The 15,591-nt window shown below is 40.7% G+C and carries 11 protein-coding genes; 4 read left to right on the top strand and 7 right to left on the bottom strand.

Features of this window, described 5'->3' with window-relative positions:
- Positions 1 to 395 precede the first annotated feature (395 nt).
- Positions 396 to 839, top strand: a complete 444-nt coding sequence (locus IQ244_RS05365; protein ID WP_193890543.1) for a hypothetical protein — start codon at positions 396 to 398, stop codon at positions 837 to 839.
- Positions 840 to 1,030: 191 nt separating this feature from the next.
- Positions 1,031 to 1,372, top strand: coding sequence for a helix-turn-helix transcriptional regulator (locus IQ244_RS05370; protein WP_193890545.1), 342 nt, complete (start codon positions 1,031 to 1,033; stop codon positions 1,370 to 1,372).
- 97 nt (positions 1,373 to 1,469) lie between these two features.
- Here the strand turns inward: IQ244_RS05370 and IQ244_RS05375 are convergent, their stop codons facing one another.
- From IQ244_RS05375 to IQ244_RS05405, 7 genes are all read right to left on the bottom strand, one after another.
- Positions 1,470 to 2,147 (bottom strand): polysaccharide deacetylase family protein, encoded by a 678-nt coding sequence (locus tag IQ244_RS05375; protein ID WP_193890547.1) that lies wholly within the window; start codon positions 2,145 to 2,147, stop codon positions 1,470 to 1,472.
- Between the two features lie 406 nt (positions 2,148 to 2,553).
- Positions 2,554 to 4,680 carry a cytochrome-c peroxidase gene (locus IQ244_RS05380; RefSeq protein WP_228058749.1) on the bottom strand — a complete coding sequence of 709 codons (2,127 nt, stop codon included), beginning with the start codon at positions 4,678 to 4,680 and terminating at the stop codon, positions 2,554 to 2,556.
- 660 nt (positions 4,681 to 5,340) lie between these two features.
- On the bottom strand, positions 5,341 to 7,506 hold the full coding sequence (gene topA, locus IQ244_RS05385) for a type I DNA topoisomerase (RefSeq protein ID WP_193890549.1): 2,166 nt from the start codon (positions 7,504 to 7,506) through the stop codon (positions 5,341 to 5,343).
- Between the two features lie 374 nt (positions 7,507 to 7,880).
- Positions 7,881 to 9,803 (bottom strand): Hsp70 family protein, encoded by a 1,923-nt coding sequence (locus IQ244_RS05390; protein WP_193890551.1) that lies wholly within the window; start codon positions 9,801 to 9,803, stop codon positions 7,881 to 7,883.
- 14 nt (positions 9,804 to 9,817) lie between these two features.
- Positions 9,818 to 10,714 carry a hypothetical protein gene (locus IQ244_RS05395; protein ID WP_193890553.1) on the bottom strand — a complete coding sequence of 299 codons (897 nt, stop codon included), beginning with the start codon at positions 10,712 to 10,714 and terminating at the stop codon, positions 9,818 to 9,820.
- A gap of 309 nt (positions 10,715 to 11,023) precedes the next feature.
- The gene (locus tag IQ244_RS05400) at positions 11,024 to 11,401 is read right to left on the bottom strand and encodes a hypothetical protein (protein WP_193890555.1); all 378 of its coding nucleotides are present in this window, start codon (positions 11,399 to 11,401) and stop codon (positions 11,024 to 11,026) included.
- Between the two features lie 531 nt (positions 11,402 to 11,932).
- Positions 11,933 to 12,967, bottom strand: coding sequence for an NAD(P)/FAD-dependent oxidoreductase (locus tag IQ244_RS05405; protein WP_193890556.1), 1,035 nt, complete (start codon positions 12,965 to 12,967; stop codon positions 11,933 to 11,935).
- A gap of 273 nt (positions 12,968 to 13,240) precedes the next feature.
- Between IQ244_RS05405 and IQ244_RS05410 the strand changes: the two genes are divergently transcribed.
- Complete coding sequence (locus IQ244_RS05410; RefSeq protein ID WP_193890558.1) at positions 13,241 to 14,083, top strand: YaaW family protein; 843 nt, start codon at positions 13,241 to 13,243, stop codon at positions 14,081 to 14,083.
- Positions 14,065 to 15,384 carry an O-antigen ligase family protein gene (locus IQ244_RS05415; protein WP_193890560.1) on the top strand — a complete coding sequence of 440 codons (1,320 nt, stop codon included), beginning with the start codon at positions 14,065 to 14,067 and terminating at the stop codon, positions 15,382 to 15,384. The genes IQ244_RS05410 and IQ244_RS05415 overlap by 19 nt, the downstream gene beginning before the upstream one ends.
- The last annotated feature ends 207 nt before the right edge of the window (positions 15,385 to 15,591 follow it).

Raw genomic sequence — 15,591 nt, forward strand, 5'->3', positions numbered from 1 at the left:
TCATTTTTGCTAATAGTCAATATTAGACAGAGCTATGCTACAGCTTGCTTTTATTCTGTACGTATTTAAATTGATTGTTATCTGAAATGGATCGCTTTTCTTTTTTTATAGTTTTATCACAGATAAGTTACTTATCTTAATATTTTGCCCAAAAAAAAGGAAAATCAAATCTGAAATAATGATTAATTCCCTTGTATTTGATGATGTAAGTTTAAGTTTCAGTTACTACGACTAATGCTCGTTTATATTAGCAGCACCTTTATTCTCAATTCTAGCGATCGCGGGTTAACTACAAAAACTCAGTGCTGACTACGCTTCACTGTCCGGGGAGCATATTGAATGGTTACTAACCACTTCTTAGCTGCATTTATTCAGTCCATCATTGGGAGTTGAAAGTGTTCAGGATTTTAGTTGATGCCGATTTAATCTTAGATGCTTTGATAAATCGCCACAAATTAACAGAAGATGTCAGAGAATTACTCGATGGGGTGCATCCATCAATTAAGTTGTATTTAACAGATATTGGCTGGCAAAAAATAGCCGCTTACACTAGTCGCTTGCAAAACAGTCAAATTGCGGAGATAGTCATTGATTGGTTGCGCGAAAAAATTCACATTTGTATTGTTGATCAGCAAATTTTGCAAATAGCACGCGCGTTACCCTTAAGAGATTTTGAATCTGCTGTAGAGTTAGTTTGTGTCAGTGATCAATTGCTAGATGCGATCGTTACCCATACACCAGAGAATTTTGTGGAAGCACCAAATCAGCTATGGGTTTGGTCTGTAGGCGACTTGTGGTTGCGAGCCGATTTAGAAAGACAGTTACAAAAGTGTCTTTGATTGGTTCATAGTCAATGGTCAATAGTACTGAGTAGAGCATATTCTCCCCTGTATCCTGACACCTGACCTCTTTTAGTCCAAATTTTTCCGAAAGATGGTTAAAAATAAAGTTTTTTTAGGGATTTTCTAGGCGCAGGTTTTTTTTGGTGCTAGGATCTAGCACTATATATTGAGATAAAAGTGCTGTAGCTGTGAAACAAAAGCCAAAACCGAGGATTGCTTTGCTTCGTGAGAGAGCAGGGCTGACCCAGCTTGAATTGTCGCGTCTTGTTGGCGTAACTGAAAGCACTATTCAAAACTGGGAAAGCGGCAGAACTGGGACAGACCACATTGAAAGAATCATTAGGTTCTGCAAAGCCTTAGATTGCAAAGTAGAAGACCTAATAGAATATGTGAATGAACCATTAGAAGAACCTGTAGCGAAACCAAGTTCTATAAACGAAATACATCAGATATTGGGAACTGAGGCCACAGCCTCAACCATCAATTCTGAAAGTGAAGTTACTCAAAAGCGTCAAGCCACGAGTAGCTAACATAGGTCTTATGTAAATTCCCTGGACTAACCGATAGATAATCTCTCAAAAGTATTTGGCAAGAGATAATCTATCGGTAATTTTCAATTATTCAATTTTAATTAGTTTGATTGTATTTCCATAAATTATCTACTGTGACAAACTGGTAGCCTTGTTGTAGTAATTGGGGAATCAAGACTTCTATTGTTGCAGCTACATCTTGTCCGCCACAAACACCATCATGTAAGACAATGAGTGAACCATTTTGTACTTGTTGGTTGACTCGCTGTACTACAGTAGTAATTCCTGGCCTGACCCAATCTTCTGGTACAACACTCCACATTACCGGACGGTAATTCCACTGACGGAATAAATTTAAAGTTTTTGGGGTAAATAAACCGTTGGGAGGCCGTACATCGCGCACTTGTTCAGGTAGCAGGTTACAACTATCGTAGATAGCCCCTTGGGTTTTTGCTAAACTTTCTTGGAGTTCGTTAGGAGTAAGCAAAGGAAAGGAACGATGATCGTAACCATGTAAGCCAATCCAATGGCCGCGATCGCACACTGCTTTAGCAACCTCTGGTGAACGGTTGACACAAGCACCCAACCAAAAAAAACTGGCTTGAATATTGTAGCGGTCTAAAACTTGCAATACTTGGCGTGTGTATTGTGGATGAGGGCCATCGTCAAAAGTTAGGGCGATCGCCTGAGAATTGCGATCGCCACACCAAAGACAATCAGGAAAACTCGGTTGAAGAATCCGATAAATAAAAGGAAAAAAGGGAGCAAACTGCATTACTAATGTTTTCGTAGCTTTCCCTAGTCTAACTCTAGAATTCTTGTCAAGATTTGCTAATAATATTCATTTTTTAACAGGGCTTAAACACGAAGATTATCTGTTAAGACTGGGTGTAGAGGCGTAAAATTTTTGAACTCTTAAAAGAAATAAGAGTCTTGTATTCAAATGAAGGTGTCATCACTTACACCATAAATTAGCAACAAGATACTATTGTACTACGCAAGGTAAACAAATTGTAATTTGTAATATTGACTCACTCTTAAGAAACATGGGGAGTAGAGAGTATTTGCGTAATTCCTATGATGTTAGAGCTTGCTAGGGCGGGCAAAATGCCCACCCTACAAGAATTATCTCTATTCAGCAATGCCCAAAAGTTAACTGGTATTAAACCCAGTCCAAAGTCTTAATCTAAGAAATTTGGCCGGGGAGTAGTGACACCATTACTACCAACTGCGGGTATTTCCACTAGCTGATCTGTAGCAGTAGGAGTTCCATTAGTATTACCGCTGGAAGTCACTAAAGATTGATTGCCCGGATGTCCATTGGGGATGAACAATTGTGGATGGTCAAAGGGTGCTTTGTCGAGAAGGACTCGCTGATCAGTCAGTCCGCTTCTCATAAAAGTGACCAAATCGGCTTTTTGCTGTGAGTTTAAGTTCAATGGCGCTACACCCGCTCCACCATCGTCACCTCGACCACGATTGTAAAAGTCAACAACTTGCTCTAAAGTTGCCATACCACCGTTGTGCATATATGGTGCTGTCAAGGCGATGTTACGGAGAGTAGGGATTTTGAATCTTGATGTAGTAAAGTTTCCTGCGCCTGGGTCTTCTGCTGCTGGTCTGACACCGTAGTTAGGAATGAAGCCGTTAACAAAATTATTAATCAACGGATTGCCAGAATCAGTTGAAGTTACTCCTGCGGTTCTTCTGACAGAAGCCATGCTGAATTCTGGAATCGCATGGCAAACGTTACAATTTGCGCCACCATTAGCCACAGTATTAACAAACAAAGCTAGACCGCTTTTTTCTTGAGTGGTGAGAGCATTGGTATCTCCCGCCTGAAATTTATCAAAAGGTGTCTGATTAGATACAAGAGTAGACATATACTTTTGCATTGCTAACCCAGCAAATAAGGAGAAGTTCCAATCCCTGAGCGTAAACTGATTGGCAGGTAAAACCAGTTTTTCTTCACTATCAGTAGAGGTAGCCAAAGCATTAATACTGAAAGCAGCATCAGTAGTGAAAGACTCATCAGTAGCGAGAGACCCATCAGTAGTGATAGCCGTATCAGTAGTGGTAGTGAAAGAACTAGTATTGGTAGTCAAAGCTCCGGGGAGGATTGTTATTGTTCCATCACTCTCAACTTGAATAATAGACTTTGATTTCCACCATTCCGGCTTAAAGGCTTTCTGAATTAACCTATCATAGGCTCCGATTGCCAGACCTTTATAGGGGTATCGACTAAAAGATCCTAAAACACTGTCTTGGGGATGTACAACTTGTTTACCTAACGGTCTGAGACTTTTGAGCTTCTGACCTCTTCTTCGCAGAAACTTAGCACCGATTTCAGGGAAAGTCCGGCCATCCGCAGATATCTCAAATGGACTCAATGGTGGCCCAGTTACTAAGGAAGCTATGGAAGAATTGTTGAGCGAAATGGAAACTGGAGTTAGTTGGGTTTGTCCTGAAGCTCGGAAAACTTTAGCATTAAGGTCTGCTGCTCCATTTCCATTCACTCCATTGAAGGTTTCCTTGGCACGACCATCCCAAAACTGGAGTTTGTTGAAGATGGCATCAATTACGGTTGGGGCATTACGTGGTTCAACTCGGCGTACATTGATGCCATTAATTTGAAAACCATCTGGATCTGGCGTGGATGTAACATTATCCTCTGCTTGACCTGGAACGGTTGCTAAGAGAACGCTATGAAATACTCCTTGGGAGGAGGCGACATCGTTAACATCAGAAAGAACTGTACTAGTTCGATTGTCAGGATCTGCAAGTTTGTGAAATGGAAAATCTGCTGCTGTGAGTTGATAGTTTGGACTACCACCAACCTGGAAAGTTATATCTTTTAGTGATGCCAAAAGACCAGGACTGATTTGATTCTTTGATCTACTATCAGATCCGGCATGAAAGTGACAACTAGCACAAGACTGAATGCCGTCGCTACCAAGCTGCATATCCCAGAATAGGGATTTTCCTAACTGGAGTAGGGCTGTGTTGTCCCGAACAAAGCCTCCGAGATTACTTGGTTCAGCTACTGCTGTCAGAAGTGGTGGATTTGCCGGGGTAGGGTCTCCAACTGTAGCTGGTGGAAGACTAGTTATGGCATTTAAGGGAGCCGGGTTTAAAGTTAATTGTGCTGATACGACACCTCCACTAGCGATCGCTAGTGAAACTATGAGGAAAATTGTCAGAGGGCGTGAATACCTTGATAATTTTCTAGATTTAAACGCTAAATAAATCCAAAAAAGCATCACAAATATCATCAGCAAGATTGCTAATGTACCACTTGAATGTATCATAAGACCTCGTTGTACCTGTAGATACCGTGGGATTGATGTTAATTAAGAGGATGTTTGAAAAGTGGTTGGCTGTAACTTTAGGTACTCACTGATCCCCCTAAGTTTCGCTTAAGAATCAAGGTATTTTCATACATTCAGAAAAAAAGACGACTGTGTTTCAAAGCATCTCCCCTTCGTGGGGAATAGGTTTGGAGACGGGTCATAATCTCTGCTACAAAATGAGAAATCAGGACTTATGGATTTTTCTTTTTTCGTATGAAACCACCCTGCCTAAGTCTCCCTTTTTAAGGGAGACTTAGAGAGATATGAAAGCATTTGATACATCACTAAGGACTTTTCAAACAACCTCTAAGGAAGACTACGTACTAAAGTATTCAATTACTAGGTTCTTAATGCCGACATTTCTCAGGTAAGAAAGGATATGAATGGTATTTTGGATGAAAGATACCATCACAGTCAGAAATAAGATTACAAGATATTGACCACTACTGGATAGTGGCAGAGATTATATTATTAAGCAAATTATGTTTTGTAGAATGTAGATATTATTATCATTTAATAACTATTGTTGAGAATACCTAACCTATCTTTTTTGATCTAAAAACGGTCACACTCCTCTACTGACTTTGCTTCAGATGCTTTGTCACCCCACCAGACAAATTATTTGCTATCTGGATTCAACTCGCCAAATTTAGGACTCCACCAACCTTTGGCTGTACTAAAAAAAGCCACATCTTTATGCTTTTTATCTTGACGAGACGCAGCAGAACAACGCAGCATGGTTTTGTTTTGTCCATCTTTGGTGTAGCTATACTCTTCTAGAGGTTTTTTACAGACTGGACAGGGATATGAGCTTAACTTAGCAGGAGTTTGGGCGTGGTTTTCTGGCTTGGTTTCTGGGGTGCGTGGTGGTTGCCAAGATTTGCTGAAGTCACTCCAAAATAGGACTATATTTGCACAACCGCTGGTACATTTGAGGAAATATTTTTTCTTGACTTTGCTGCTGGGAATTTTAGCGAGAAAATTATTACATTCAGGGCAGCGAGTTTTAGAAGTATCATATTTGCGTTCAGCTACTGAGGATTTTGTACTTGAAGTACTTACAACAACAGTTTTGGCTTTGGCTAAGGCTGGGACGAAATAATTTTTATTCCAAGTTGTTAAGTATTGCTGCCAACTTTGTTTACCTTCAGCGATCGCATCGAGGGCGCTTTCCATTTTGGCTGTAAAATCTGCTTCTAGTAAATCTGGCAAAGCTTTCTGCAAAAAATCATCAACTTCTAGCCCCAAAGTTGTGGGCTGGAGATTTCCCTTAATTAACTGCACATAACCCCGCTTTTTGAGGGTAGCAACAGTGGGCGCGAATGTACTCGGACGACCGATACCTTTACGTTCCATGAGTTGTACTAATTTCGGTTCGCTGTAACGGGGTGGCGGCTGAGTCTGTTTTTTCTCCGAATTTGCATTATCTAGAGTTAATGCTTGTCCCTGCTGGACAACAGGTAACACACTATCTTTGCTGAGGTTATTCCAATAGCGAGCGTAACCGTAAAATTCGATTACTTGGCCTCTGGCTTGCCATAACAAAGAACCCGACTGAGTGATAATCTGAGTTTTACGGAGTTGAGCAGCCCGACATTGAGAAGCGATCGCTCTTTTCCAAATCATCACATACAAGTCAAATTCATCAGCAGGTAATTCTTGCCGTAGCTGGACTGATGGACGAAACACATCGGTAGGGCGAATCGCTTCATGGGCTTCCTGGGCTGTTTTGGCGCTGCGATGTTTGGCAACTTGCTGTGGTACATTCTGCGGATCATTTTGTTCTAACCACTGACGAGCCGCAGCGCAGAACTCAGGACTTAACATTACTGAATCTGTCCGCATATATGTAATTAACCCAGCCTCATAAAGCTTTTGGGCTAAAACCATTGTTTTGTCTGGGGCTAATTTCAGCTTGGAACCTGCGGCTTGTTGCAAGGTGGAAGTAATAAATGGTGGGGGTGGTTGACGATATACAGTTTTACCTTCAACTTGTATCACTTGATGGGGATATCGCCTTGCTTCTTCAACTAACCCTGTGGCTTCTGCTTCCGAAAGAACCCGCTTAGACTCTGGCTTTTGGGTATTATTACCTGCTGCATCGTCGTGGGCTTCTGTTTCTGGTTCTGGCGCATCGGTGGGAGAATTGACTGTACCTTTATAAAAAGCCCGGAATCCTTCGGCGTAGTCTACCCACACACTCCAATAGTCTTGGGGTACAAAGGTGACAATCTCTCGTTCTCGCTGACATATTAGGTGCAACGTCGCACTTTGTACTCGGCCAACACTCTTCGCACCATTATTTAACGCCCAAACTAAGGGACTACCTTTGTAACCAACCAGCTTATCGAGACAATCGCGGCAAAGTCCAGCACCAACTAAATTAGAATCTAGTTTGCGAGGATTAGCGATCGCACTTTGTACCGCCGATGCGGTAATTTCACTATAAATAACTCGTTTCGGTTCTCGCAATCCCAGCACTTCTTTTAAATGCCAAGCAATTGTTTCCCCTTCGCGGTCTGGGTCTGTGGCGAGAACAACTTCATCAACCTGTTTGGTAGCTGCTTTTAGCTGCTGGATAGTTTCTTTAGAGCGTTGGTCACGGGGTACATAGTTGCACTGGACGTGACCATCATCAATGACGAAACCCAAAGAATCTTCTCCCGTATCACTCAGTTCGCGGATGTGACCACAACTAGCCCGGACAATCCAATCAGAACCCAAAATCTGACTGAGCTTTTTGACTTTCCCAGGAGATTCAACAACTAGAAGGCGTTTCGGCATAGATGCTTTTGATAACAGAGATTCTAGTCTTTGATATTTAGCAGAAGGCAGGAGGCAGGAGGAAAAGTCTTACTATTCCTGGCGTTCAAGTTTTCAAATTGTCCTAACATATCTGACTACCGATATAGTAATACGATTTGATTGCTGAACTATCAATCATCACGCTTTACTTAAAAAAATGCAATAAAATTAACCGCAGATGAACGCGGATATAGACGCGATAGCGGCTTCCCGGAGGGTACGCAGATAGGTATTTTTAGGAGGTGTTGATGAATTGGGTAATTAAATCTCACTTACTTAAATATTAAACTCCTTCTTCTCTCCGCGCATCTGCGCCTCTGCGTGAAACAAATTCATTCCGTATATTTACTTTCTTATTGAATTAAAATAATCGCCTCTTGAACTTTCGTTACCAGGGCTTTTTGTAGACCTTGTTCAACTTTTTGGGTGAGTTGTTCAAAAGCTGCTTGATTATTAGTTAATTGTTCTCGAAAGACATTTTCTAATTCCGGTTTGATTTGAATGCACATATCTGCAATTTTCTGATCGTTCATTAAATTAGAACGAATCCAACTGGGGATATCGAAATTTTTCTTGATTGTTTCTTGGACAGTTTTGCGGTTGAGTTCCATCCCGGCGGCCATCACAGAAGCACCGTAGACTAATGCGATCGGCCAAGTTAAATGTCCTGTGAGAATGAGGGTAATCAGACTCGCTACAGTACCGCCACCAATGACGACATTGACGATAAACGCCACAGTATCAGCTAAAATTGCATCACCAATTCGTAATTCTGGATTAACAAAAGCTGGTTCAATGCTATCTTCAAACCTTAAACTACTTCTGGGTATTTGAAATTTGCGGCAGATGGGGTCGGTTTCTGCGGCTAAGTCTGGTTGAATTTTGTTGTTAAACCAAAGAATACATTGATTGTTAATTATCTGCTGGGCGGTATTGCTTTTTAACCACTGTTCTGCTCGATTTTTCATGGATGATTCTAAATCAGCCAAAGTGCGAATTTTGTTGGTTTGCCATTCTTTTACTCCTGGTCTAACGGCGTGTTCAATCAAATTTTCGGCTAATGGTTGAGTTAACAATTCAATTAAATCTGGAATATGTCTCTCAATTAATTGTTTGAGTTTTTGGGAATCTAATAATTGATTAACTTCTTGTTGAAAAGCCGTCGCCCGCAAATCCCATCTTCCGACTCTTGCTAAACCCAATGCAATGCACCGTTCCGGTTCAGGATCAGGGCGAAGTTGGGTTGCTGGTTCGGGAAACATTTGCTGGCAAATTTGGTGGGTAAATTTCATTCGGGATGCACCACCAGTCATCAAAACTAATTTTGGGACTGTATCAAGTTGTTCTAATTTGGTTTTGGCTTCCCTGACACTATCTTGAAACGCCTGAAGCCAACTTTTATTTCCTAGTTCGGGTAAAGGTTGGTGCAGAATTCCCTCCATCATCAATTTGTTGACTTGGGGAATAAAATAAATCTGCTCGTTGATAGACTCAAAGCCACGGGCGAAAGATTGCGGGTCGTTGTATAACTGTTCATTAGAAAAATAATCTTCTTTGGCTTTGCGACAAGCGAGTTCACAACGGGCTTGGTGATGAGGATATTCTTGAAATACTTTTTCTAGTAATGGTTTTTGCTCGTGTTTGGCAAGAGTTCTGGTAAAAATCGCTTTGTCAATTAAGGATGCGCCTAAAGTATTACTGCCGAAATCTAAGGGGATTTCATGTAAACTTTTTACCAAGGTAAAATCTGTAGTCGAAGAGCCAATATCAACAATTAGCACCGATGCGAGGAGTTTCTCATACTCCAACTTTCCGGCTTCTTTGGCTTGCATAAAAGCCGCACGGGATTCAGGTATAACGTTGAGGTGGGGAATACCAGCCTCTTGAAGTAGTTTTTGATATGCTTGGCGATCGCTCACTGACCATCCGGAAGGACAACCAATGTAAAAATAACTACTTTCGTCGCCTTCTATTTGTTTGCTTTCTTGCAGTTTGTGATAGTAAGTAGCGAGAAAAGTAGAGATTGTTTTTCTGTAATCAGGATTATGGTTGGGTTTTTGCTTGAAAGATATAGTTAACTGAGTAACGCCAGCTTGAATTAAGGCTTGTTCTCCCACAAGATAACCGAGTTTGGGATGCCAACCTAACGCGGTAATTTGATTTTTTTTGTTATTAATTTCCAACATTTGGGGCGGTTCGATGCTTTCAACGATTGCTTTCGCTACGGCTGTCTCACCGTGTCCCAAATCAAAGCCGATTGTTTCTAAAATTCTCATACTTTTATTGTCTACTATTCTCTTGCCTCGGAGTATGCTGGCTCAATTACTCGACCGCGGCGGAGTAAGCGATCGCCTTTTAACAATGCAGGTGTGATGGTAACGTAATCTTTAGTGTCAGGGTCGATACTCGGCTCAAAGTCGAAATAATCACGCTCATTTTGCGGTGCTTGCTGTTGGTAAATTTGAGCGCGGATTCCTTGAGACATGAGAATTTGGGGAAGGAGTTTTGTTAAAGCGATCGCCATTTGCGGTTGTTCGAGAAATGATGCACCCATCAGCCGTTGGAGAAAATTCAATAACTCTGGTAGTTCTTCTAAGGTGCGATCGTCTGCTAATTTGTTTCCTTCCTCAAATCTAGCCACTGCTATGTCAATTGTGTTCAGCCCATCGGCTAAGTTATCTAAAAGCAGTTTACTATCCACTCGCAGCACAGGTTGGGGTATCTCTAACAATTCCGTGGATTTAATATTACTTTTATCCAGTTGCAACACAACTTCTAAACCAAGAAGCAATAAAGTTAGTAAGATACCCATCCAAGCACTAATGCTAATTTTCGTTAAGGAAAATAAAACACCTAAAATGCCAACATAAATCAGCGCCTTTAGTAGTTTTAGAATTAATTTTTTTGGGGAAACATTTGTAGTTAAATTACTAATTGGCTGTTGTTCTGGCGGTACAACTGGAGACTGGTTAACCACAGTCAAAGTAGCGATTGACTGTCGCAGCATCTCCACAAAAAAGGATGCTAAACGTACTTGAGTTAAATTTAGCTCGCTAATATAAATTCTTTCTAAATTATCGAGTCGATGTTGAACAAGTTTAACTACTTGTTCAACACTAGTTATCTTATCAATCTCTATCTGTAGTTGGTTACGTTCTGCGTTAAACAGTGCAGTTATAGTTTTCATTGGTTAACGTTACTAATCGCCCTTCACCTTTTATAAATTTAGCTTATATCGATTCACTGATTGCCAGAAAACATTAACCGTAGATGTAGACGTGTCAGCAGCTTGCCGCAGGCTACACAGATTAATTTTTACTTTGGCAGATGAGGAAACTCTAGATAAAATTAGTCTAGCTTTATCTTGTATGTTAAAAGTTAAAAGCTAAAAGCGAGGAGTGGCAATAACTCCTCACTTTTAGCTTTTTAACTAGTTATAGATTATCAAAACTTACGTCCAAAGCTTAATTGCTCAGACAAAATGTAAGATTAATCCTCAACCAAACCATTGAGATGGTTCACAACCGGGTTCAACTGTGTCACATAGATGATTATTAATCCAAGCTGATTTATCTTGCATAATTGCAAAAATGCCTTGATGAATCAAATTCTGTATATGTAGTTTTTGCTCTAATGGACTCCGAGGAAATTTTTGCTCTATTGGATAATCTTTGATGATATTTTGCAACGGAAATTCTCTGTCGAATTCCTTGTGATAGAAACAGGGAATGCGACTGATTACGAAATCAATTAGTTCTTGACGTAATTCAGGAATCACAAAGGTTTCTTGATAGGGATGATATGAGTATGTATCTAAAACACTTTCAATTTCGCTGATTACTGATTCCCGTGTTAAATTGACTACTGTTTTCATGATTTTTTATCTCCATTTAAATACGGATAAGTTTTGTTTTAAAGACTCACTAAGTGCTGATCATCACCAAAACTGATTCCCTAAATTGGTTTTTATACCCTAAACTTCATCTTTTATTTCGGTACAGACTCAGACCTTTGGTTAGAGTTATGTAAGTTAAAGTTTATACCTTTGACCCTTGTATTTCGTCTATAAATTTCCACCAAATAGTATAGTACCGAAGCTTTATATCTACAATGCCAATTATTTCAAATTTATAGTTTTTTGGCTAAAATCTACACAAAACGCAGCATAATCATTAGGGGATCAATTTTAATATTAGATTAACAACATCCTTAAGATAGAAATATTTGTGTAAGTAAAAGTTGCTAAGTAATTTACATTACTTATTGATTTATTACCTATTGTCTCTCAATGATTTTGTGTTTGGCTATGTGTATTAGAGAAAACAAATGTTTTAAGTAAAACTGTAGCAAATCCTGAAAAAAAAGACCTGGCTACGCAGAGCAACCAGTCTAACGATAGATGTAATTAAAAGGTAAAAATTTTGAAAAAATTCACACTAGTGAGAGTTAATTGACTCAAATGATGATTAATTGCAACAGATGCAGCTAGTCCAGAAAGCATTGCACCTTCGACAAGATTACCGCCACACCAATCACCACAGCACACCAAAGGTAAAGAAATGCTGGCAGATAAAACACTTTCTGCCCAAGGATGACTAGGAAAGGCATAACGCCAACGATGTACTTGCAGCCATTCGGGTGTCTCTAACCAAGGAAGCGCGAGAGTTTGGGCGGCTTGCTGCAACATTTCTTGTCCTACAGGTTGTAAATCTGGGGTGTCTAAATGCAGTTGGGCAAATTTGGCACTGCTTTGTACCACAAATACAGGTTGTTTTGGTTGGGGGCGCTTGCTACTATCTAAACCAATCCATCCCAAAACAGGATCATCGGCAAAACTTTGGGTTTGCCAATTGGGTAACAGTTGGGAATCAGCCGGATAACCTGCGATCGCACTGATACAAGGCGTAAATTCCACCGAACGCAGGTTATTTAAAAAATCTATTCCGAGTAACTCTTCCCCCAAGGGTTCGAGTAACATCACAGCCTGGGGTGCAGGAATCGCCAGGACAATCGCTTTAGCTGTAATTTCTTCGTTGCTAGATTCGAGAATTAACCGCCAAGTATTTTCGGGAGTGGGATGAATTGCAATCACCCGTTGATTCAGCAACACATCCAAACCTTGAGCCAGAAATTTAGCGATCGCACTCATCCCCGCAGGTGCAATATAACGAGGTTCTGCGTTTGGGAGTTCGTGATGATTCCAAACAGTGATAACTTGGAGATCGCACAATAAATCAACAAACTCTCGGAAAAATTCACCCTGCGGTTTCAGGTAACAAGCGCCATGATCTGCCCAAGTTTCATGCAAGCGACGTGTCGCCATTCTTCCCCCCAAACCACGGGATTTCTCCACCACTAACACCGAATATCCCGCTTGTTTTAACTGCTGGGCGCAAACTAACCCCGCCATACCAGCACCAATCACTGCAACATCTATCATTAGTTAATAGTCCTGAGTCTTAAGTCTTTGGTTATTATCAAACAGAATTCAGGAGTCAGGAGCCAGAACTCAGAATGTAGAGTTGTTCTAGGAACCTTACCGTAGAGTATTCTGACTTATTTTCATTTTTGTTCTGAATTCTGAATTCTGGCTTCTGAATTCTTGATCCAATGACAAATACAGATGGTGAAGGATAAAAAGACTACTAAAGGCCGCCAAAAGCTAATAGTAGAATAAAGTACAGACAAGCTGCACGGAAGGGAGGAAGGAACATTGGATGAACTCAGGGCGGCCTTAGAACTAGCAACCGATGATGAATTGCAAGATTTAACGGCAATTTTATTTAGTCGAAAGTTCAATCCCCTAGATTATGTTCAGACACCTGAACCCATCGAAGTTCAAAGCCAGAGCCGTCAAGCTTGGTTAGACTCACTAGAAGAGCGTTTTCGGTTTTTGGCAGCAGATGGGGTAACAGTATTGCGGGGACGTACAAACCAAGTAACTTACCGCCAAGCACTAATTCAAGTTTGTAAATACTTAAAAATTCCTTACTCTGATCAGTTAACAACTGTTGATTTAGAAGCCGAAGTATTTTTACATCTGCTAGGGCAAGTATGGAAAAAACTGCCAGAAAAAGAAAAACAAAAATTGACTGTCAAAGTACAGCGTCATTTGGTGAAAGCAGAACTTAAAGAACCGCTACCAATTATGTTGCAACGTGACCCCTTGGGATTAATTTTTAAGGGTGGTAGTGCTTTAGCTGTGACCTCTGTAATTCAACCATTTATTCTCAAACAAATTGCTCAACAATTTGCGATGCACTTTGCTACCTATCAAGTAGCGAAACAAGCAACAATTACAGGTTCAACAGTAGCAACAACGCAGTTTGAAACATACTTTGCTCTGCAAATGGCGCGGCGAGGTATGACATTGAGTGCGGCGCGTTATGGCGCAGTTCGTACGATATTTGCTTTTGTCGGCCCAGCTATGTGGACTTGGTTTTTAGCAGATTTAGGTTGGAGAGCGATCGCGACTAATTATGGTCGCATTATCCCGACTATTTTTGCTCTAGCACAAATTCGCCTTACTCGCACAGAATGTTGGGAGCCAGCTTGAAACTAGCTTTTAATCATCCCAACCCTAAGAGCCAATTTGCTTGGAATTCTTGCCAAATTGGGCTATTGATTTTTCCCCTAGCCCCGTTTTTAGGGTTTGTGGCGATGGCTTTGGCAGCTTTAATCACTTGGCTGCAACAATACCGCACAATTATTCGCCGCCCGATTAATCGGGGATTTGCCCTGTTTACTTTATTCCTGGTAATTACGTCAGGATTTGCCACGAATCAAACGGATGCTTTTTTAGGTTTATTTAATTTAGTACCTTACTTTTTTGTTTTTGCTGGCTGGAATACCTTAATTCAGACAATTGCCCAATTGCGCCACCTCGCTTGGATTTTGGTAATTGGTGCTGTACCAGTGATCATTATGGGCTTTGGACAATTGTTTTTAGCTTGGGCTTTAAAATTACAGTTTTTGTGGATTGTTTTAGATTGGGCGATCGCACCTGGAGGAGAACCACCAGGGCGAATGGCGGCGTTATTTATGCACGCTAACCTCTTGGCTGCTTATCTAGCGATGATCTTTACTGTAGGGTTGGGGCTATTGCTAGAACAATGGCAATCCAGAACTAAAAAAAAATCACAACTTGCTTTTCTTGCCCTGACTGTAATTGCCAGTTTTGCCGCCCTTATTTTAACCAACTCGCGCAACGGATGGGCGATCGCTATAATTGCCTGTTTAGCTTACGCACTTTATCAAGGTTGGCGCATCTTAGTTGGTAGTGTTGTTGCGGTTGTCACTACCATTCTTTTGGCAGCTTTTGCGCCTTCTCCCATAGCCCTAATTTTTCGCCGAGTTGTCCCGGCTTTCTTTTGGGCGAGGTTAAACGATGAAATGTATCCAGATCGACCAATTGCTTTAATGCGAAAAACTCAATGGGAGTTTGCTTGGTCTTTGGCACAACAGCATCCTTTGACTGGTTGGGGTTTACGTAGTTTCTCCGCACTCTACAAAGCCACTATGCACATTGATTTAGGGCATCCTCATAACTTGTTTTTAATGCTATCTGCGGAAACGGGATTTCCTACTACTCTTTTATTTTGTGGTTTACTGGCTTGGATATTAATTGCAGGCATTCAATTTTTGCGGCAATCTAATTCTTTGGTTAAAACAGATAGGTTAGTATTCTTCAGTTATCTTTTAGTATTTGGGCAATGGATACTATTTAATACAGTGGATGTAACTTTATTTGATTTTCGTGTGAATACCCTCTCCTGGTTATTTTTATCAGCTATTTCTGGAGTTGTATTTCACTCTCATCAAAATCACAAGCTTTCGGCAAATAAAAACTTGTCATAGGCAATAGCTAAAGTATTTAGGACATTTTTAGAGGATAAAACTTATATTCCCAAAATCTTTTAACTTTGTCACTGTACCCTTCGGGAACGCTTTCAGCGAACCGCTAACGCTCACAGCTGAAGCCTTTCACCTATTACCTGCTATATCAGCAATTTTGCTCAAAAATAGCATTTTATTACTTGACTTGTTTTCCGTGGTTATACTGGC

It is taken from the genome of Nostoc sp. LEGE 06077, from assembly GCF_015207705.1.
In the GTDB taxonomy this organism is placed as follows: Bacteria; Cyanobacteriota; Cyanobacteriia; order Cyanobacteriales; family Nostocaceae; genus Nostoc_B.

Excerpts from the sequence above, each read along its gene's own strand:
- IQ244_RS05390 (WP_193890551.1), bottom strand. The coding sequence starts at position 9,803 with ATGAGAATTTTAGAAACAATCGGCTTTGATTTGGGACACGGTGAGACA.
- topA (WP_193890549.1), bottom strand. The coding sequence starts at position 7,506 with ATGCCGAAACGCCTTCTAGTTGTTGAATCTCCTGGGAAAGTCAAAAAG.
- IQ244_RS05405 (WP_193890556.1), bottom strand. The coding sequence starts at position 12,967 with ATGATAGATGTTGCAGTGATTGGTGCTGGTATGGCGGGGTTAGTTTGC.
- IQ244_RS05400 (WP_193890555.1), bottom strand. The coding sequence starts at position 11,401 with ATGAAAACAGTAGTCAATTTAACACGGGAATCAGTAATCAGCGAAATT.
- IQ244_RS05395 (WP_193890553.1), bottom strand. The coding sequence starts at position 10,714 with ATGAAAACTATAACTGCACTGTTTAACGCAGAACGTAACCAACTACAG.
- IQ244_RS05415 (WP_193890560.1), top strand. The coding sequence starts at position 14,065 with ATGTTGGGAGCCAGCTTGAAACTAGCTTTTAATCATCCCAACCCTAAG.
- IQ244_RS05375 (WP_193890547.1), bottom strand. The coding sequence starts at position 2,147 with ATGCAGTTTGCTCCCTTTTTTCCTTTTATTTATCGGATTCTTCAACCG.
- IQ244_RS05380 (WP_228058749.1), bottom strand. The coding sequence starts at position 4,680 with ATGATACATTCAAGTGGTACATTAGCAATCTTGCTGATGATATTTGTG.